The sequence below is a fragment of the Flavobacterium sp. LC2016-13 genome, from assembly GCF_009707955.1.
In the GTDB taxonomy this organism is placed as follows: Bacteria; Bacteroidota; Bacteroidia; order Flavobacteriales; family Flavobacteriaceae; genus Flavobacterium.
Window position 1 is genome coordinate 331,639 of record NZ_WMDQ01000001.1, and the last position, 18,738, is coordinate 350,376.

At 33.0% G+C, this 18,738-nt stretch carries 17 protein-coding genes and 2 tRNA genes; 9 read left to right on the forward strand and 10 right to left on the reverse strand.

Features of this window, described 5'->3' with window-relative positions; all coding sequences use genetic code 11:
• Window positions 1–12: 12 nt before the first annotated feature.
• Window positions 13–876, reverse strand: a complete 864-nt coding sequence (locus tag GKZ86_RS01485) for a helix-turn-helix domain-containing protein (protein ID WP_154781363.1) — start codon at window positions 874–876, stop codon at window positions 13–15.
• Between the two features lie 179 nt (window positions 877–1,055).
• On the opposite strand from GKZ86_RS01485, the gene GKZ86_RS01490 reads away from it, so the two are divergent.
• The 3 genes from GKZ86_RS01490 to GKZ86_RS01500 all read left to right on the forward strand — a co-directional run bounded on the left by GKZ86_RS01490 (window position 1,056) and on the right by GKZ86_RS01500 (window position 3,065).
• Window positions 1,056–1,418, forward strand: a complete 363-nt coding sequence (locus tag GKZ86_RS01490) for a DUF983 domain-containing protein (RefSeq protein WP_154781364.1) — start codon at window positions 1,056–1,058, stop codon at window positions 1,416–1,418.
• Window positions 1,419–1,489: 71 nt separating this feature from the next.
• Window positions 1,490–2,365, forward strand: coding sequence for an ACP S-malonyltransferase (fabD, locus tag GKZ86_RS01495; protein ID WP_154781365.1), 876 nt, complete (start codon window positions 1,490–1,492; stop codon window positions 2,363–2,365).
• Between the two features lie 124 nt (window positions 2,366–2,489).
• Complete coding sequence (locus tag GKZ86_RS01500) at window positions 2,490–3,065, forward strand: hypothetical protein (protein WP_154781366.1); 576 nt, start codon at window positions 2,490–2,492, stop codon at window positions 3,063–3,065.
• Window positions 3,066–3,195: 130 nt separating this feature from the next.
• Here GKZ86_RS01500 and GKZ86_RS01505 read toward each other — a convergent pair whose 3' ends face one another.
• The 4 genes from GKZ86_RS01505 to GKZ86_RS01520 form a co-directional block, all read right to left on the reverse strand.
• Entirely contained in the window at window positions 3,196–4,101 is a 906-nt protein-coding gene (locus tag GKZ86_RS01505; RefSeq protein WP_154781367.1) for a DMT family transporter, read from the reverse strand.
• An 85-nt stretch (window positions 4,102–4,186) separates the two neighbouring features.
• Window positions 4,187–5,203, reverse strand: a complete 1,017-nt coding sequence (gene galE / locus GKZ86_RS01510; protein WP_154781368.1) for a UDP-glucose 4-epimerase GalE — start codon at window positions 5,201–5,203, stop codon at window positions 4,187–4,189.
• Window positions 5,204–5,225: 22 nt separating this feature from the next.
• A complete protein-coding gene (locus tag GKZ86_RS01515) occupies window positions 5,226–5,660 on the reverse strand; it encodes a nuclear transport factor 2 family protein (protein ID WP_154781369.1) in 435 nt (144 codons plus the stop codon).
• A gap of 5 nt (window positions 5,661–5,665) precedes the next feature.
• Complete coding sequence (locus GKZ86_RS01520; protein WP_154781370.1) at window positions 5,666–6,799, reverse strand: DegT/DnrJ/EryC1/StrS aminotransferase family protein; 1,134 nt, start codon at window positions 6,797–6,799, stop codon at window positions 5,666–5,668.
• Window positions 6,800–6,936: 137 nt separating this feature from the next.
• On the opposite strand from GKZ86_RS01520, the gene GKZ86_RS01525 reads away from it, so the two are divergent.
• The gene (locus GKZ86_RS01525) at window positions 6,937–8,166 is read left to right on the forward strand and encodes a 3-deoxy-D-manno-octulosonic acid transferase (RefSeq protein ID WP_154781371.1); all 1,230 of its coding nucleotides are present in this window, start codon (window positions 6,937–6,939) and stop codon (window positions 8,164–8,166) included.
• Between the two features lie 350 nt (window positions 8,167–8,516).
• On the forward strand, window positions 8,517–8,741 hold the full coding sequence (locus tag GKZ86_RS01530; RefSeq protein WP_154781372.1) for a hypothetical protein: 225 nt from the start codon (window positions 8,517–8,519) through the stop codon (window positions 8,739–8,741).
• A 120-nt stretch (window positions 8,742–8,861) separates the two neighbouring features.
• On the opposite strand, the gene GKZ86_RS01535 is transcribed toward GKZ86_RS01530, so the two are convergent.
• The 4 genes from GKZ86_RS01535 to mutS all read right to left on the reverse strand — a co-directional run bounded on the left by GKZ86_RS01535 (window position 8,862) and on the right by mutS (window position 12,316).
• The gene (locus tag GKZ86_RS01535) at window positions 8,862–9,236 is read right to left on the reverse strand and encodes a DUF1508 domain-containing protein (protein ID WP_154781373.1); all 375 of its coding nucleotides are present in this window, start codon (window positions 9,234–9,236) and stop codon (window positions 8,862–8,864) included.
• Window positions 9,237–9,385: 149 nt separating this feature from the next.
• Window positions 9,386–9,471: transfer RNA gene (locus GKZ86_RS01540), tRNA-Leu, on the reverse strand.
• Window positions 9,472–9,485: 14 nt separating this feature from the next.
• Window positions 9,486–9,558: transfer RNA gene (locus GKZ86_RS01545), tRNA-Gly, on the reverse strand.
• Window positions 9,559–9,709: 151 nt separating this feature from the next.
• The gene (mutS, locus tag GKZ86_RS01550; protein ID WP_194632578.1) at window positions 9,710–12,316 is read right to left on the reverse strand and encodes a DNA mismatch repair protein MutS; all 2,607 of its coding nucleotides are present in this window, start codon (window positions 12,314–12,316) and stop codon (window positions 9,710–9,712) included.
• A gap of 156 nt (window positions 12,317–12,472) precedes the next feature.
• Between mutS and GKZ86_RS01555 the strand changes: the two genes are divergently transcribed.
• The 3 genes from GKZ86_RS01555 (at window position 12,473) to GKZ86_RS01565 (ending at window position 15,702) form a co-directional block, all read left to right on the forward strand.
• On the forward strand, window positions 12,473–12,895 hold the full coding sequence (locus GKZ86_RS01555; protein WP_154781374.1) for a DUF1573 domain-containing protein: 423 nt from the start codon (window positions 12,473–12,475) through the stop codon (window positions 12,893–12,895).
• 75 nt (window positions 12,896–12,970) lie between these two features.
• Window positions 12,971–13,507, forward strand: a complete 537-nt coding sequence (locus GKZ86_RS01560; RefSeq protein WP_154781375.1) for an RNA methyltransferase — start codon at window positions 12,971–12,973, stop codon at window positions 13,505–13,507.
• Between the two features lie 41 nt (window positions 13,508–13,548).
• Complete coding sequence (locus GKZ86_RS01565) at window positions 13,549–15,702, forward strand: T9SS type B sorting domain-containing protein (RefSeq protein ID WP_154781376.1); 2,154 nt, start codon at window positions 13,549–13,551, stop codon at window positions 15,700–15,702.
• Between the two features lie 5 nt (window positions 15,703–15,707).
• On the opposite strand, the gene folK is transcribed toward GKZ86_RS01565, so the two are convergent.
• The gene (gene folK, locus GKZ86_RS01570) at window positions 15,708–16,841 is read right to left on the reverse strand and encodes a 2-amino-4-hydroxy-6-hydroxymethyldihydropteridine diphosphokinase (protein WP_154781377.1); all 1,134 of its coding nucleotides are present in this window, start codon (window positions 16,839–16,841) and stop codon (window positions 15,708–15,710) included.
• Between the two features lie 136 nt (window positions 16,842–16,977).
• Here folK and sppA point away from each other — a divergent pair, with 136 nt between their 5' ends.
• A complete protein-coding gene (sppA, locus tag GKZ86_RS01575; RefSeq protein ID WP_154781378.1) occupies window positions 16,978–18,735 on the forward strand; it encodes a signal peptide peptidase SppA in 1,758 nt (585 codons plus the stop codon).
• The last annotated feature ends 3 nt before the right edge of the window (window positions 18,736–18,738 follow it).

Here is an 18,738-nt window from a genome sequence, read left to right on the forward strand (position 1 = left end):
GTAAACAAAAACTTATCGAACTGTATTTCGAAATTCTGTTGGCGACAATCCTATTTGTTTTTTGAAGAATCTGGAAAAATAAGAGTAATCTTCGTAACCAACTTTAAAAGCCACTTCATTTACGGCTAATTGTTTATCAATCAACATTCTTTTTATTTCTAAAACCACACGATCTGTAATCACTTCGGTTGCTGTTTTCTGCAGAATTTCATTGCAGATTCTGTTTAAATGTTTCAAGGTAATATTTAATTTTTCTGCATAAAACGAAGGCAGTTTTTGAGTTTTGAAATAGTCTTCTAAAAGAATTTCGAATGCGCTGATTTTTATGTTATAAGAATGTGTTTGATGTGAATAGGTTTCGTTGTATTTGCGGGCAATTTCGATATGAATACAATCTAACAAATTCAGCATTTTATCTAATTGCAATTTATTATTCTGATCATTTTCTTTAATCAACAAATCAAAATACGGCAAAATTTTCGGTATTTCTTCTTTATCAAAAACCATTTCGGGGCGGTTAAGAATAGAATTATAAAAGTTATAATCCTTGATTTTTTTCTGTCCGAAATATAAATTATAAAGTTCCTGCGAAAAGATAATTACAAATCCTTGAATATCTTCAGATAAGCTCCAATGATGCATTTGTCCGGGTTGCAAAACGAATAAACTTCCTGTTTTAATTTCGAATTGATCAAAATCAATTTCATGTGTTCCGGAACCATTCGTGAAAAACACCATTAAATAGGAATCATGTCTGTGCGGTTCTTCGACAAAACTGTGGCTTTTTAAATGTTCTTTGAATGTGTTTACATAAAATTCGCGATGTATATCATTACAGCTAAAATTCTCAACACTATAGATTGGATATTTTTTCATATCTGTAGAATTTATTTTTATTGGTTATACGATCACCCAATCATGTTTTTCGTTCACAAAGTCGTTTAAAGTTAGGCGATGTTACAACAAATGTCTTTATTGTGCTATAAGTAGCGAAGATATAAAAAAGGTTTTAATAGAATCTAAAATACCTTTGTATAAATAAAAACAACAAAGTCATGTCAAATACATTAACTCATATTTTAAGCAACGAATGTCCGGTTTGTCATAAAGGAAAAGTTTTTAAAGACAAGAATATTTTCCTGAATTTCGGTTTACCAAAAATGAATGAATATTGCAGTCATTGTCATTATAAATTCCAAAAAGAGCCTGGTTATTTCTTTGGCGCTATGTATGTAAATTACGGATTGACTGTTGCGCAAGGTATTGCTACTTATTGCGTTGCTCAAATGTTTTTTGAACAAACATTCGATTTGCGAATCATTCCTATTATTGCTGTTGCAATTACTTTACTGACTTCTTTCAATCTCCGATTTTCAAGATTAGTATGGATTTATATGTTTAAGGATTATACGAGCTAAAAAAATATTACTTTTGCCTTTCAATTGAAACTAATTTTCAATTCAAAAAAATTCAATCTTAAATTAGACAAATGAAAGCATACGTATTTCCGGGTCAGGGCGCACAGTTTACAGGAATGGGCAAAGACTTATATGAATCATCGGCTTTAGCCAAAGATTTATTCGAAAAAGCTAATGAAATTTTAGGTTTCAGAATTACAGATATCATGTTCGAAGGTACTGCCGAAGAACTAAAAGAAACTAAAGTTACGCAACCGGCCGTTTTTTTACATTCGGTTATTTTAGCGAAGACTTTAGGCGAAGATTTTAAACCAGAAATGGTTGCAGGACATTCTTTAGGAGAATTTTCAGCATTGGTTGCTAACGGAGCTTTATCTTTTGAAGACGGTTTGAAATTGGTTTCTCAACGTGCTTTGGCAATGCAAAAAGCTTGCGAAATTACTCCATCTACAATGGCTGCAGTTTTAGGTTTAGCTGATAATATTGTTGAAGAAGTTAGTGCTTCTATTGACGGAATCGTTGTTGCAGCAAACTACAACTGCCCTGGACAATTGGTGATTTCTGGAGAAACTTCTGCTGTTGAAAAAGCTTGTGAAGCGATGAAAGCTGCCGGAGCAAAACGTGCCTTAATTTTACCTGTTGGTGGAGCTTTTCACTCACCAATGATGGAACCTGCAAGAGAAGAATTGGCTGCAGCAATTGAAGCTACAACATTCTCTACTCCTATTTGCCCGGTTTACCAAAACGTAACTGCAAATGCAGTTTCTGATGCAAACGAAATCAAAAAGAACTTAATTATTCAATTGACTGCTCCTGTAAAATGGACTCAATCTGTACAACAAATGATCGCTGACGGCGCTACTTTGTTTACTGAAGTTGGTCCAGGAAAAGTGTTAGCTGGTTTGATTAATAAAATTGACAAAGAAGCGGTTACTGCTAATGCTTAATTTTTAGTGTTCAGTATTCCGTTTTTAGTGATCAGTTGAAAACTATACTTATAAAAAAATCCTCATGAACTGATTGTTTATGAGGATTTATTATATTTGAATATATTAACAAATTATTTTTCACATGAATGTAGTTGAAGAAGAAGCAAATAGTTTTTATAGAGATTTATTCAGCAGAGGAAAAATTCATAATCTAGCAAATTATAAATCTGATCTGACATTAAAATTATATGATTTCAACAAAAACAGAGATAAACTTGACTTTTTAAAAATTTTAAGAATAAAAGCTGTTACAGACATGGACAATCACATGAAAAACTGTAATGGTTGTGGATATGAGAAAGAGAAAAAAATTGGAATTTTTGCAATCGACCAAGAGATTGATGATATAAATCGATTTTATACTTATCAACCTCAACCCGAACAAGCATTTACAAATCAAGAAGAATCCAATCTGCATTCTAAGCTTAACGATATTCTTAGTGAACTTGAAAAACAAGGTTTTGGCCAACAAATTATTTTTGACGAAATAGAGGATTTAAAAAATCATTTTAATTTAGGAAAAAAAACTTGGTTTCAACTTCTAAAAGGCAAATTGATTGATTTGACCACAGAAAAAATTTTAGAAAAAACAATTATCGCATCAATCTTCAGAACATTAAGTGAAGGGTTTCAAGAAGTATCAAAATTGATTGAATAAATTTAAGTAGCAGAAAAGGGTACAATTTAAAACAACTTCTATTTTCCCCACCATTCCCTAATCTTACTATTTTTTTTTTTTATTTCCCTCTTCATTATTCATAATTCCTACATTTTTAATTCTCACAAATTTATACAACTTTCTTTTCCTTCTTCTTATAATTGACAATAAAAACACCAAGAATAATAAGCGCTGTGGCAATAATAAAATCAATTGTAATGATTTCATCCAAAAGCAGCCAACCTAAAAACACAGCAATTATGGTATTTATATACGACAAAATAGAAACCTGTACCGCTGTAACATGTTTTAAAGCATAGTTATAGCAGAAAAAAGCAATCACAGAACCAAAAATTGATAAATACAAAGCTGCCAGAATACTTCTTGAACTCCAAGAATTAAAATCCGGATTTGGCGAAAAAATAGATGCCAAAACCAACTGAATACAAGACGCCATCGTAAATTGATAAAACAAATTGAGCGTAATATTATTCGATTTTGCAGCGTGCGTTTTAGTATAAATTGTTCCGGCTGCCCAGGCTAAAATCGCAAATCCCATGAACATCATTCCTGTTTTGTAATTTGCATCTAAAAATGACTCTAGTCCATCTTTAAAAATAAAAACTACTCCGGAGAATCCAACAATTACACCTACAAATCCTCTTAAACTCCTTTTTTGCAAGCCAAATAAAATACTACCTAAAAAAATAAGAATCGGAGACAAAGCACTTATTACCGAAGCTAATCCGCTGGGCAAAGTCTGCTCTGCAATTGTCGTAAAACCATTCGCAATTACAATCATTAAAACTGACGGAATAAGCTGCTGTTTTAAATTCTTCCAGCCAATCCATTTTAGTTCTTTTTTAAACAACAAAATAGTCAACATTATCAATCCCGCCAGCCCTTGACGAATTGACGTTACAAACCAGGGCGGAATTGTTTCAACTGCAACCCGAATCCCTAAAAAGGTAGTTCCCCAAACGATTCCAACTGCTGCAAGAGCAAAAATTAATTTATAATCTAAACTTTGTTTCATAAAAACTTAATATCATTTTAAAAAAAATCCCAAACTATATTACTATAATTTGGGATTTTAAAATTTATAATTTTAATATAAGGAATTATACATTCCTCACTTTTTGTTCCCATTTCCAAGCACTTGCCATTGCTTCATCTAAACTTAATTCTGCTTTCCAGCCTAAGACATTATTTGCCTTGTCTGTATTAGCATACGCTTCAGTGATATCACCTTCGCGGCGAGGCTTAATTACGTATGGCAGTTTTTTATCGCTTACTTTTTCAAAACTATGAATCACTTCAAGAACTGAACTTCCTGTTCCGGTTCCTAAATTAAAGGTTTCTACTTTTTGAAGATTCTTTTTATTCAATAAACGCTGCAACGCAATAACGTGTGCTTTTGCTAAATCAACAACGTGAATATAATCTCGAACGGCAGTTCCGTCCGCTGTTGGGTAATCGTTTCCGAAAACTGATAATTCCTGACGTAATCCTATTCCGGTTTGTGTAATAAACGGAACTAAATTTTGAGGAACTCCCAAAGGCAATTCTCCAATTTCAGTTGAAGAATGTGCTCCAACCGGATTAAAATAACGCAATAAAATAGCACTTATATTAGTTACTTTAGCTGTATCGGTAATAATTTCTTCTCCAATTTGTTTAGTGTTCCCGTAAGGAGACATCGCTGTTTGAACCGGAGCATCTTCTGTAATTGGCATTTTTTCGGCTTGACCGTAAACTGTACAAGATGAACTAAAAATAAAACTTGCTTCAGGTTTTTCTTTTAATTCCTGCAACAAATACACTAAAGTGTTAATGTTATTTTCATAATACAATAACGGATTTTCAACACTTTCACCAACTGCTTTTGAAGCTGCAAAATGAATTACTCCTGTAACGTCATTATGTTTTTTAAAGAAATCCTGAACTAACGCTTTTTCTCTTAAATCAATTTTTTCGAATAAAGGCGTTTTACCTGTAATTGCAGTAATTCCTTTTAAAACATCTTCTGTAGCATTAGAAAGATTATCAATTATCACAACTTCAAAGCCTTCATTTTGCAATTCGACTACGGTGTGAGAACCAATAAATCCTAATCCTCCTGTTACTAATATTTTCATTTTTTACTTTTTCTTATTTGGTTTATATTTTAAAACCCTGTCTTGCAATAAGTAACCAGTTATTTTTCTGTTTTTGCCAAACAAGCATTATTCCAATTTTAATGTCTTTATCAATTCCGCCATCTTTAGTATGAGCTGATAAAACGTGTCTGACAATTGCCACATCGCCATTAATACTAATGGTTTGGTTTTGAAATTCTATTGTTACAAAATCAGATTTCCCGCTAACGATTCCTTCTATAAATTCTGATTGATTTTGAAAGTTGCCATTTGAATGCACATATTCTAATTTATCAGAAGTCAATGCTTTTAATTTCACGCCATCTGCATCAATCATTGCCTGACGCAAAATTTCAACACGACTATTGACAGCTGTTTCTTCTTTAGAATTCGATTTTTGAGCAAAAACTGAAACCTGAAAAAGAAACATCAAAATTAAAACATGAAAGAATCTCATAATTATTATTTGTTTAAAAATTCAAGAACTGAATCTGTAATAAATTTAATTTGTTCATCATCCAATTCTGTATGCATTGGTAAAGCAATTACTTCTTTAACCAATTGATTTGTTACAGGAAATTGTTCTTCTTTATAACGCGTATCTATATAAGCTTTTTGAGAGTGCAACGGAATTGGGTAATAAATTGCACACGGAATTCCTTTATCCAGCAAATGCTGCATTAATCCATTTCTGTCTGCGTCAAGAATTCTCAATACATATTGATGAAAAACGTGATCATTTTGTTCAGCATCAAATTCCGGAGTTACAATATGTGCATTTCCGGCAAAAGCTGCATTATATTTTGTTGCTGCGCGACGACGTGCTTTATTATATTCGTCTAACAAAGGCAATTTTGCATTTAAAACTCCCGCCTGAATACTATCTAAACGCGAATTTACTCCCACAACATCGTGGTGGTAACGCTCATACATTCCGTGATTTACGATTCCGCGGATAATGTGCGCTAATTTATCGTCGTTTGTAAAAATTGCTCCACCGTCACCATAACAGCCTAAATTTTTAGACGGAAAAAATGAAGTTGCAGCAACATGACCAATAATACCTACTTTGCTTTTTGTTCCTGATTTAGAAACGTAATCAGCTCCAATTGCTTGTGCATTATCTTCAATTACATATAAGTTATGTTCTGCAGCAATTTCCATAATCGCATCCATGTTAGCGGCACGGCCAAATAAATGTACAGGAACAATTGCTTTGGTTTTTGGTGTAATTGCTTTTTTAATTGCCTCGATATCAATATTCATATTGGTAATATCAACATCTACCAAAACCGGAGTTAATTGCAATAAAGCAATTACTTCTACAGTTGCAGCAAAAGTAAAATCTGCTGTAATTACTTCATCGCCCGGTTTTAAATCTAATCCCATCATTGCAATTTGCAATGCATCGGTACCATTTGCGCACGGAATAACATGTTTTGCCCCTAAATAATCTTCAAGGTTTTTTTGAAATTGATGAACTAAAGGTCCATTTATATAAGTATTTGTATCTAAAACTTCTTGAATTGAAGCATCAACAGTAGCTTTTATTTTTTCGTATTGACTCTTTAAGTCAACCATTTGTATTTTTTTCATTTCTATTTCTTTATTTAAAACTTAAGATTTGTTTTTGGAACTGAATCTTCAAAACGAAGAACAAAAATAGTTATTTAATACCTTCAAACCAATGAAAATAATCGAAAGAAATGTATTTTAGCACCAAAATTATACACATGCTTTTTCTATATAATATTGTTGTTTCTATTGCCGGTTTTTTTCTGAAAATTATTGCCCTTTTTAGTCCAAAAATTAAACTTTTTGTTGAGGGCAGGAAAAGTGTATTTACCATTTTAGAAGAAAAAATTAAATCTACAGATAAAACAATCTGGTTTCATTCAGCATCACTTGGCGAGTATGAACAAGGTTTGCCTGTAATCGAAAAAATCAAAGAAAAATATCCTTATCATAAAATTATAGTTACCTTTTTTTCGCCTTCAGGTTATGAGGTTCGAAAGAATAATAATGTTGCTGATGTCACTTTATACCTGCCTTTGGACACTAAAAAAAATGCAAAAAAGTTTTTAAAATTAGCACATCCTGAATTGGTGTTCTTCATTAAATATGAATTTTGGCTGAATTATTTAAAAGAGCTTGAAAAAAGCAAAACGCCAACGTATTTAATTTCAGGCATTTTTAGAGACAGTCAAATGTTTTTTAAATGGTACGGCGGTTTTTACAGAAAAGCATTAAAAGCTTTTACTTATTTCTTTGTTCAGAATGAAAGTTCTAAAGAAAAAATTGAATCTATCGGATTTCACAATGTAATTGTTTCGGGCGATACACGATTTGACCGCGTAAATGCTATATTGGAAAGAGACAATAAGCTTGAGTTTATTGAGAACTTTAAAAATAACCAAACTACAATTGTCATTGGAAGTTCCTGGCCAAAAGACGAAGTTCTACTCGCCGAATATATCAATCAGGCTCCTTCAACTGTAAAATTTATTATTGCTCCGCATAATATTAAAGCAGATCAAATTTCTGATCTGAAATCACAAATTACAAAATCAAGTATTTTATTTTCAGAAAAGGAGAATATCGATTTATCTAACTTTCAGGTTCTTATTATTGATACAATAGGTTTATTAACCAAAATTTATAGCTACGGAACGATAGCGTATGTTGGCGGCGGTTTTGGAAATCCGGGTATTCACAATATTCTTGAGCCTGCAACATTTGGAATTCCTATTATAATTGGACCTAATTATTCAAACTTTGCCGAAGCAGTTCAATTAGTCGAACTAGGCGGTTGTATTGTTATATCTAATAAGGAGGAGTTAAAACACAATCTTGACGAGTTGATTAATAATAAAACATTACTGAACGAAAAAGGTGAAATTTGTGAGTCGTATATTCAGAACAATACAGGCGCTACAAATAGCATTATGAAAATCGTCTCTTAGGCTTTTAAAAAATATCAAACCTTAGTTTTGGGTCGTTTTTATAGAGAAAAGACCTTAAAAGCGCTTATTTTAGCATTTTCAGCTTACAGAATAATCAACTAAAAGCAAAATAAACCGCAAGTAAATGAATATAAAAAGCTAATTCCCTTATAGAATATTCAACGAAAAATAATCATAGCGAAAAATACCATAATATAACATATTTTTGCTGTTTTGGCATTATATTTGATAAAATAAGATAATCGTGAGCAATGAAAATATTTTAAAAAAAAAATAAAAAAATATTTTACATATTAAAAAATTTATATCTTTGCCACGAATTAATAATTAACCTTTTATAATAAAGTAAGATGAAAAAAGTATTTTTAAGTTTAGCTGTTGTTGCTGTTTTAACTGTTGTATCTTGTAAAAAAGCTGACGCTGCAGCTACTGAAACTGTAGATTCTACTGCTGTTGCTGTTGATTCTGCTGCTGCTGTAGTTGATTCTGCTGCTGTAACTGTTGATTCTGCTGCTGCAAAAGTTGATTCTGCTGCTGCAAAAGTTGAAGACGCTGCTAAAGAAGTAAAAAAATAATTAGAACCTAAATTCTAAAGATTTTAAAACCATCACTGCGATGGTTTTTTTTATGATCGTTTTTTCCTACTTGATCATAAAAACGCAAAAAAAAGCGTTCGCCAAGGCGAACGCTTTTTTTTATTCTATTTCATCTTCAACTACTACCTCATCTTCAAAAATTGAATCGCTCGATGAGAAATCCAAAATTTCTGCTCTTGAAGCGTATGTTACAATTTCCTTAATTCCTTTTTGCAAAAGCAATTCTGTTGTATATTTTCGACTTGTCGCGAAGTGAACCTCACCCAACATCAATTTAAAGAAATACTTCCCTCCGGATCCTTTAAATTTCAAAAATTTAACCTGATCAATATTAGCTTTAAATCTTTCAATATCTTCTTCACCCTCAAATTTCAATTCATAACTCAAACTTGTAAATATTACTTTCCCCTTCCTTGACGTAAATACAAATTTATATTCATCATTAAATCTTTTACTAATTACAAAAGCACCCATTTTTTTTTGATTTTAGATTTTAGATTGTTGATTTTAGATTTCTGCCTTAGATTCTTATATTCTTCTAAATAAATTCACTTCGCAAATTTATTTATTCAGAGTTTGAGTTTATGCAATAAAAAAAGCCTCTTCAAAAGAAGAGGCTTTAGTACTCAGAGCGGGACTTGAACCCGCACGAACATTGCTGTTCACTGGATTTTAAGTCCAGCGTGTCTACCAATTTCACCATCCGAGCATTATATGGTTTTGAGCGAAAAACGGGGCTCGAACCCGCGACCTCGACCTTGGCAAGGTCGCGCTCTACCAACTGAGCTATTTTCGCGTTTCAAATTCTTGTAAGAACAACAATACTTTATTTGTTTCGTATTGCGAGTGCAAATTTAGGACATTTATTCAATTATACAAGCCTTTTTCGAAAAAAAATTATACTTATTTTATAACTTTCTGATAACCTAAACTTTAAATATGAAAATTTATTTCTTAACCAACATTCTTTTGATCTCATTGAGTTTCATTAGTGCTTCAACCGGCGTTATTGCATTTATGTCGAGGCTTAAAATCTCTTCTTTGATCTCTTCCAATAAAGGATCGTCTAAATTAAAGAAACTCATTTGCATTTCATCTGCTGCAGATTTCACTCCGTTCAGCGCGTCGCTTGAATGATTCTTCTCTAATTTCTTCAATAACTTCTGTGCTTTTAAAATTACGATTTGAGGCATTCCGGCCATTTTTGCTACGTGAATTCCAAAACTATGAGCGCTTCCTCCTTTTACCAGTTTTCTAATAAAAAGAACAGTGTCTTTTAATTCTTTTACCGCAACATTATAATTCTGAATTCTAGGCAACGATTCTGTCATTTCATTTAATTCATGATAATGCGTCGCAAATAATGTTTTTGGTTTTGATGGATGTTCGTGCAAAAACTCGGCAATAGCCCAGGCAATCGAAATTCCGTCATACGTACTCGTTCCTCTTCCAATTTCATCCAAAAGCACCAAACTTCTGTCTGATATATTATTCAAAATAGAAGCTGTTTCATTCATTTCAACCATAAAAGTAGATTCCCCCATCGAAATATTATCCGACGCCCCTACTCTGGTAAATATTTTATCTACAATTCCCATTCTCACACTATCTGCGGGAACAAAACTTCCCATTTGAGCCAACAATACAATTAAAGCAGTTTGTCTCAAAATAGCAGATTTACCAGACATGTTGGGTCCGGTAATCATAATGATTTGTTGGGTTTCTCTATCCAGAAAAACATCATTAGCAATATAAGGCGTTCCAACCGGTAATTGCTTTTCGATTACAGGATGTCTTCCGTTTTTGATTTCAAGTTCAAAAGTATCGTCAATTTCCGGACACACATATTGATTTTCGACAGCCAATTGTGTAAACGAACATAAACAATCAAGTTGAGCAACCAAATTGGCGTTCATTTGAACCGGTTTGATATAAGTCGAAATCCATGATACTAATTGCTCAAAAAGATCTGATTCAATTTTATAGATTTTCTCCTCGGCACCTAAAATCTTGGTTTCATATTCTTTTAATTCTTCGGTAATATAACGCTCAGCATTAACCAAAGTTTGTTTACGAATCCATTCTTCCGGAACTTTATCTTTATGTGTATTTCGAACTTCTATATAATATCCAAAAACATTATTAAATGAAATTTTCAATGAAGAAATTCCGGTTCTTTCTGATTCTCTTTTTTCAATTCCTTCCAGATATTCTTTTCCTGACGTAGAGATAGCGCGTAAATCGTCTAATTCTTCACTAATTCCTTTCGCAATTGCATTTCCTTTCGCAACTGCTACAGGTGCATCCTGATTTAAGGTCGTTTTAATTTTCTCTCTCAATAAATCGCAGGCATGTAAACTATCTCCAATAATTTTTACTGCTTCTTGCGGACTTTCGAGCGCTAAAGTTTTTATCGGAATAATAGCGTCCAGAGATTCTTTCAAATAAACAATTTCGCGAGGAGAAACTTTTCCTGCAGCAATTTTAGAAATCAAACGTTCTAAATCTGAAATTTGTTTGATTTGATATTGAATGGTATGTAAAACTTCCGAATTTGCTTTTAAATACGAAACTACATCATGACGTCCTTTTATTTTATTGCTGTCTTTAAGAGGCAATGCCAGCCAACGTTTTAATAAACGCCCGCCCATTGGCGAAAGTGTTCTGTCTATTACATCTAAAAGCGTTACAGCATTTGGATTATAACTGTGATATAATTCTAGATTTCTGATGGTAAAACGATCCATCCAAACATAAGCATCTTCTGCAATACGCTGAATGGCGGTAATATGTTGTACTCGATTATGCTGTGTTTCAGATAAATAATACAAAATTGCTCCCGAAGCAATAATTCCTTCTTTTAATTCTTCGATACCAAAACCTTTTAAGGAAACGGTTTGAAAATGCTTTGTCAAGGTTTCTAAAGCATAATCTTCTTTGTAAATCCAGTCTTCAAGGTAAAAACTATGAAAATCTTCTCCAAAAGCAGCTTTAAAATCTCCTTTATTATTCTTTGGAACGAGAACTTCACTCGGATTAAAATTCTGTAATAGTTTGTCTATATATTCAGCATTTCCCTGCGCTGTTAAAAATTCTCCGGTAGAAACATCTAAAAATGAAACTCCGATATTTTTATTTGCAAAATAAACAGATGCTAAAAAGTTATTTGTTTTTGATTGTAAAACCTCATCATTTAATGAAACTCCCGGAGTTACAAGTTCTGTAACGCCACGTTTCACGATCGTTTTAGTCATTTTTGGGTCTTCAAGCTGATCGCAAATTGCTACACGAAGTCCGGCTTTTACCAATTTTGGCAAATATGTATTGATAGAATGATGTGGAAAACCAGCCAAAGCGGTTTCAGTTTCAGAACCGGCTCCTCTTTTAGTTAGTGTGATACCAAGAATTTTAGATGCTCTAATAGCGTCTTCTCCAAAGGTTTCATAAAAATCTCCTACTCTGAAAAGCAAACATGCATCAGGATATTTTCTCTTGATTTCGTTGTACTGTTTCATTAAGGGTGTTTCTTTCACCACTTTATCTTTAGCTGCCAAATTAATGTCTTTTTAAATGAAAATTAAGACAGCGAATTTATAATATTTTGAAGGAATATAGAAGCGCTTCAAAAATTAAAATAATTTAAGAATATTTTAAGTCCATATATAAGAATTTTATATAGATTTGTCATAATTAAAAAAGACTCATAAAAGATGAAAAAAATAATCTTAATCGCTATGTTGGCTGTAGTTGGAATTACAGCTTCTAACGCTCAAACTGCTAAAAAAGCAAAAGTTGCAAAAGTTGAAGGAGCCGGAATGGTTTTTGAAAATGAAACTATTGATTACGGAACTATCGCTCACAATGCTGATGGTAACCGTCAGTTTGTTTTTGTAAACAACGGAACTAAACCATTAATCATTACAAATACACAAGGATCTTGTGGTTGTACTGTACCAACTACTCCAAAAGAGCCAATCGCTCCGGGTGCTAAAGGTATTATTGGTGTAAAATATGCTACTGACAGAGTTGGTGCTTTTACAAAAACTGTTACTGTTACTTCTAACGCTGAAGGACAACCAACAAAAGTACTTACAATTAAAGGTACAGTTTTACCAGATCCAGTAAAAAGCTAATCTGAAAAACAATAAAATAATAGAAAAAGCTTCCTTATCTTTGGAAGCTTTTTTTATGACTTGAAATCAACCCAAATGAGAAAACTGGAAAATAGCGAACTAGACCGAAAATCGATTGAAGATTTTAAAAAATCAGATAAAACTCCTCTAATTTTAGTATTAGATGATATTCGCAGTCTTCACAATATTGGTTCTGTTTTTAGAACTGCTGATGCTTTTTTGATCGAAAAAATAATTTTGTGCGGTATTACAGCTACGCCTCCAAATAAGGAAATTCATAAAACTGCTCTTGGCGCAACAGAAACCGTTGCCTGGGAACATCATGAAAATGTTTTGGAAGTTATTGAAAACCTTAAAAAAGAAAACGTATTAACATTAGCAATCGAACAAGTTGAAAGTGCGGTTTTTCTTCAGAATTTTAAAGTTGAAGAAAATCAAAAATATGCCTTGATTTTTGGAAATGAAGTATATGGTGTTTCACAGGAAGCCGTTGCAATTTGCGATGGATGTATTGAAATTCCTCAGTTGGGAACAAAACATTCTTTAAACATTTCTGTAAGTGCCGGAATCGTAGTTTGGGATTTGTTTCAAAAATTGAATTGGCCTAAATAGATATATATATATTGTTATTATAAAATTGATACTTTTATAATATGAAAGATATCAATTTCTTAACAATCCTGATTTTAGTTTTTATTTTAAGTTTTAATCAATCTCATGGAAATGAAACTATTAAAAATTTAAATAAAAATAGAAATACAACTACAAACGATACTCTAAAACCTAATAAAAAGTATAGTTCAAAAGCATTGTTCGCAATAACACCTCCAGTAATCAAAGCAACAGGAGATCAATTATATTGCCCGCAAAACACCTTAAATGTTGTAACTGACATTAGTATTACGTATGATCCTGCAGAACCATCAACAGAAGCTGTTTATATTCAAATTTCTTCTGGTTACTCTAATGGTTTTGACAAACTTGAACTTTCAAATCCAACATCACATCCTTCTATCATAACGAGTTGGGATGTTACTGCCGGAAAATTAAAATTATCAAGTCCAACCGGTATTGCTGTTTTATACTCTGATTTTATAGATGCTATAAAAGATGTTGTGTTTTCTAATTCTTCAATTACTGCAACCGGAACCAAAACTTTTTCAATTACAATTGGTCAGGCAAATTATTTACCTTCTACACAACATTATTATCTATTTGTATCCAATATTGGAATTACCTGGACAAATGCAAAATTAGCTGCTGAAGCAAGTACTTATTACGGGCTGAAAGGATATTTAGCCACGATTTTAGCCGCAGATGAAGCTCAATTAATTGGTGAACAGGCATCAGGAACAGGATGGATTGGCGGAAGCGACGCTGAAACGGAAGGAATTTGGAAATGGGTAACAGGTCCCGAAGCTGGAACTATCATGAATTATACTTTCTGGAATTCAGGTGAACCAAATCAACTGGGCGATGAAGATTACGCGCACATTACGCAACCCGGAATTGGCGTAAGAGGATCATGGAATGATTTATCAAATACCGGAGATACAAACGGCAGTTATCAGCCTAAAGGATATGTTGTTGAATATGGAGGAATGCCCGGCGAACTGCCTCTACAAATAGCAGCCAGTACAAAAATTACGATTCCGCAAATTACAATAAACACTCCTGCTCCTATTTGCGATTCGGGAAGTTTTATTTTAAACGCAACCGCTACAGCGGGAGCAACAATTAAATGGTATGATGCTGCCACTGGTGGGAATTTATTACGCACCGGAAACACGTATACAACACCAACTATAACTTCTTCAACAACCTATTATGCTGATGCAGGTTGCGAAAGTAATCGAAAATCAGTCATAGCGACAATAAATACAACTCCTGCAACTCCTACAGCAACTTTAACAACTGTTGCAAGATGTGGTGCAGGAAGTGTTACGCTCGAAGCTAATTCAAATATTGGTACTATTAGTTGGTTTACAACTCCTACAGGCGACACAAGTGTATATAATGGTAATAGTTTTCCAACACCAGTTATTTCAGCAAATACTACTTATTATGCCCAGGCTTCTAATAATGGCTGTACTAATACAAATCGTACTCCGGTAAATGTTGTTATTTATACGCCTCCTGTAGTTGCTGATGAAGAAATTTCGATATGTGAGTTTGAAAAGAAAATAATAGATGCAGGAGTTGCAGGAATGAGCTATAAATGGAGCACTGAAGAAACAACTCAAAAAATCGAAATTAATGGTCCCGGCGTATATACCGTTGATGTGATAAGTCCTTTTCCTGAAAACTGTTCGAATACAAAAAAAATTACGGTCACTGAACATTTGATTCCCACAATAGATCGAATTGACGTAGACGGAACAAAAGTTGTAATTTCTCTAACCAAAGAAGAAACCTATTATGAATATTCTGTAGACGGGATAAATTTTCAGAATTCTAATGTATTTTATAATGTTCCAGGTGGATTGCAAACTGCTTATGCGCAAGAAAAAAATGGCTGTGGAGGCGTAACTCAAAGTTTTATTGTTCTTGTTTTTCCGACATTTTTCACGCCAAACAACGATTCTTATAATGATTTGTGGGAAGTAACGGGAATGGAAAATTATCCTCAGGCACAAGTCACAATTTTTGACCGATACGGAAAACTTCTAGCACAATTAAGTCTTTCTAAAATGAGTTGGGATGGCACTTTCAACAAAATTCCATTGCCTGCGTCTGATTATTGGTATGTGCTAAAAATTGACGATACAAAACCAATTTTTAAGGGTCATTTTTCGTTGAAGAGATAAAATATTTAAGAAATCTTTTTCTGAATTTCATCCAAAACAAAAAGATAATCTTCATGTTTTTTTACAAAATCACGATTCGAAACATCAATAATCAAAACATTAAGATCGGTTTGAGATTTAATATATTCTAAATAACCGTTATTGATTTTATCTAAATATTCTGCTTCAATATTTTGCTCATAATTTCGTCCGCGTTTCTTGATGTTTTCCAGTAAACGTGTCGTATTTTGGTATAAATAAATATACAAATCCGGCTTCGGCATTTCTTTATAAATAATATCAAACAAATTTCGGTACAAACGATATTCGTCTTCGGCAAGTGTGATTTTGGCAAAAATCAGTGATTTAAAAATATGATAATCGGCTACAATAAAGTCTTTAAACAAATCAAACTGTGCCAAATCATCTGATAATTGCTGATATCTGTCGGCCAGAAAAGACATTTCTAACGGAAAAGCGTATCGGTTCTGGTCTTTATAAAATTTGGGTAAAAACGGATTATCTGCAAAACGCTCCAGAACGGTTTTAGCATTAAAATCTTCAGCAATTTTATTTACCAAAGTTGTTTTTCCTGCACCAATATTTCCTTCAAAAGCAATATAATTAAACTTTTCTAGCGGAATTTCCTGCAACGGGTTTTTCAAATCCTGCACAACTGTACAAATACTATCATCTGACGTGACAGCAATTAATTCGGCTATTGTTTTATGAAATATTGGATGTTTCCAGTTTAACTTTAAATCCTGCATTGGCAGTAATACAAACTTTCTGTTTTGCATTAATGGATGCGGAATTTGTAGTTTTTCAGAATCTATGATTTCATTATCAAAAACAATCAAATCAACATCGATAAGTCGGGATTGATAACCTTCCTGATTTGATCTGATTCTGCCTAATTGTTTTTCAACTTTTAAAACCTGATTTAGTATTTTTTGTGCTGATGAAGTGGTGTGCAAAAGCAATGCGCAATTATAAAAAGCATCACTTTCAAAACCCCATGACGGCGTTTCATATAGCCTTGAAACCTCAATTACAGTTCCTACTTCCTGATGTATCAAAGCAATACAACTTTGGATGTTTGTTAATCGGTCTCCCTGATTACTGCCTATAGATAAAACGACCTGATGCTGTGATTTCATAATTAATGCAAATTAACTAAAACTATTTTAGAATTAACAATATATTTGTGAAACGAGTCCGCATTTTAATTGTGAATTTGTCCTGAAAATTTGTAACTTATTACTCTTTTTCGATACTTATTAAAAAAATATATTTATGAAATTTCTAGGAAATGTAGTTGCCACAGTAATTGGTATTTTTGTATTTATCATGTTGTTCTTTTTTGGAGTAATCCTTATCGGAGCCATTTTTGGAGGAGACGATAGTGTTTCTGTTAAAGCGGATTCTGTTATAGAATTAAATTTAAAAAAAATTAATAATGATTATGCCGGAAAATATAAAGATCCGTGGGTAAGTGTTTTTTCTGATAAAGAAGGAGTTGGCTTAACCGATGTTATCAACGCTATCGAAGCGGCTAAAACTGATGATAAAATAAAAGGAATCTCTATCTTAAATGATGAATCATCTTTGGGATTGGCTCAATATAAAGATTTGAGAAATGCGCTTGAAAGCTTTAAGAAATCAGGAAAATTTGTTTGGGCTTACGCGAATACTTATTCTCAAAAAGAATATTATTTAAACTCGGTTGCCAATACTATTTATTTGAATCCTGCGGGAGATTTAGATTTTAAAGGGCTTTCGTCTGAAGTAATGTTTTTTAAAGACTTTCAGGATAAATCAGGCATTCATATGGAAGTGATTCGTCACGGAAAATATAAAAGTGCGGTTGAACCATTTTTAGAAAATAAAATGAGCGACGCCAACAGGGAACAAATTACAGCTTTATTGAATTCTATCTGGACAAATGTTTCTACGGATATTTCAAAAAGCCGAAATATTCCGCTTCCTAAACTAAATGAAATTGCAAATGGTTTATTGGCCAGAACTCCGGAAATGGCAAAAGCACAACATTTAGTAGACATCGTTGCTTATGAAGATGTATATCATAACGCGATCAAAAAACAATTGAAAGTTACAGGCGATGACGATTACAACAAAATCTCGATTTTAGATTATACTCAAAATAACATCACAACGGCTTTAACCAATACATCAAGCGATCAAATTGCGATTATTTACGCTCAGGGTGAAATCGAAAGTGGTGAAGGCGATGTAACCGTAATTGGTGAAGGTGCCATGCGTCGTTCTTTGCAGGAAGCCAGAAAAGACGATGATGTAAAAGCTATTGTGCTTCGAATTGACAGTCCTGGCGGAAGTGCTTTAACTTCTGATTTAATTTGGAGAGAAATTGAAGTTACTAAAAAAGTAAAACCTGTTGTGGTTTCTATGGGAAATTATGCTGCTTCGGGCGGATATTATATTGCTTGTAATGCGAATAAAATTTTTGCTGAAAAAAATACCATTACAGGTTCGATTGGCGTTTTTGGTATTTTACCAAACTTTAGTCCGTTAGCCAATAAATTAGGAATTAATACCGAACAAGTAGAAACACACGAAAACTCTGCCAATTACAGTCCATTTGTTCCTGTTGATGAAAAATTCAAAGCTTTTACTTTAGAAGGCGTAGAACATATTTACAACACTTTTGTAACACATGTAGCTGAAGGTCGAAAAATGACTTTTGCGCAAGTTGATGCCATTGCACAAGGAAGAGTATGGTCAGGATCTGAAGCTATAAAAATTGGTTTAGTAGATCAAATTGGTGGTTTGAATGACGCTGTTGCCGAAGCTGCAAAAATTGCTAAAATAAAATCGTACAGCACACAAAACTATCCTGAATACAAAAAGTCGTTTAATGATGTATTATCAGGCTTGCCTTTTGCAAAATCTAAAGAAGCTTTTATTAAAGAAGAAATTGGTCAGGAAAACTACCTTCTTATAGAACAGGTAAAAAGACTTCAAAAACAAAAAGGCGTTCAGGCGATCTTACCTTTCGGGTTGAATATTAAATAAAGC

Coding starts and splice junctions, on each gene's coding strand:
- GKZ86_RS01485 (WP_154781363.1), bottom strand. CDS start 876: ATGAAAAAATATCCAATCTATAGTGTTGAGAATTTTAGCTGTAATGAT.
- GKZ86_RS01490 (WP_154781364.1), top strand. CDS start 1,056: ATGTCAAATACATTAACTCATATTTTAAGCAACGAATGTCCGGTTTGT.
- fabD (WP_154781365.1), top strand. CDS start 1,490: ATGAAAGCATACGTATTTCCGGGTCAGGGCGCACAGTTTACAGGAATG.
- GKZ86_RS01500 (WP_154781366.1), top strand. CDS start 2,490: ATGAATGTAGTTGAAGAAGAAGCAAATAGTTTTTATAGAGATTTATTC.
- GKZ86_RS01505 (WP_154781367.1), bottom strand. CDS start 4,101: ATGAAACAAAGTTTAGATTATAAATTAATTTTTGCTCTTGCAGCAGTT.
- galE (WP_154781368.1), bottom strand. CDS start 5,203: ATGAAAATATTAGTAACAGGAGGATTAGGATTTATTGGTTCTCACACC.
- GKZ86_RS01515 (WP_154781369.1), bottom strand. CDS start 5,660: ATGAGATTCTTTCATGTTTTAATTTTGATGTTTCTTTTTCAGGTTTCA.
- GKZ86_RS01520 (WP_154781370.1), bottom strand. CDS start 6,799: ATGAAAAAAATACAAATGGTTGACTTAAAGAGTCAATACGAAAAAATA.
- GKZ86_RS01525 (WP_154781371.1), top strand. CDS start 6,937: ATGCTTTTTCTATATAATATTGTTGTTTCTATTGCCGGTTTTTTTCTG.
- GKZ86_RS01530 (WP_154781372.1), top strand. CDS start 8,517: ATGAAAAAAGTATTTTTAAGTTTAGCTGTTGTTGCTGTTTTAACTGTT.
- GKZ86_RS01535 (WP_154781373.1), bottom strand. CDS start 9,236: ATGGGTGCTTTTGTAATTAGTAAAAGATTTAATGATGAATATAAATTT.
- GKZ86_RS01555 (WP_154781374.1), top strand. CDS start 12,473: ATGAAAAAAATAATCTTAATCGCTATGTTGGCTGTAGTTGGAATTACA.
- GKZ86_RS01560 (WP_154781375.1), top strand. CDS start 12,971: ATGAGAAAACTGGAAAATAGCGAACTAGACCGAAAATCGATTGAAGAT.
- GKZ86_RS01565 (WP_154781376.1), top strand. CDS start 13,549: ATGAAAGATATCAATTTCTTAACAATCCTGATTTTAGTTTTTATTTTA.
- folK (WP_154781377.1), bottom strand. CDS start 16,841: ATGAAATCACAGCATCAGGTCGTTTTATCTATAGGCAGTAATCAGGGA.
- sppA (WP_154781378.1), top strand. CDS start 16,978: ATGAAATTTCTAGGAAATGTAGTTGCCACAGTAATTGGTATTTTTGTA.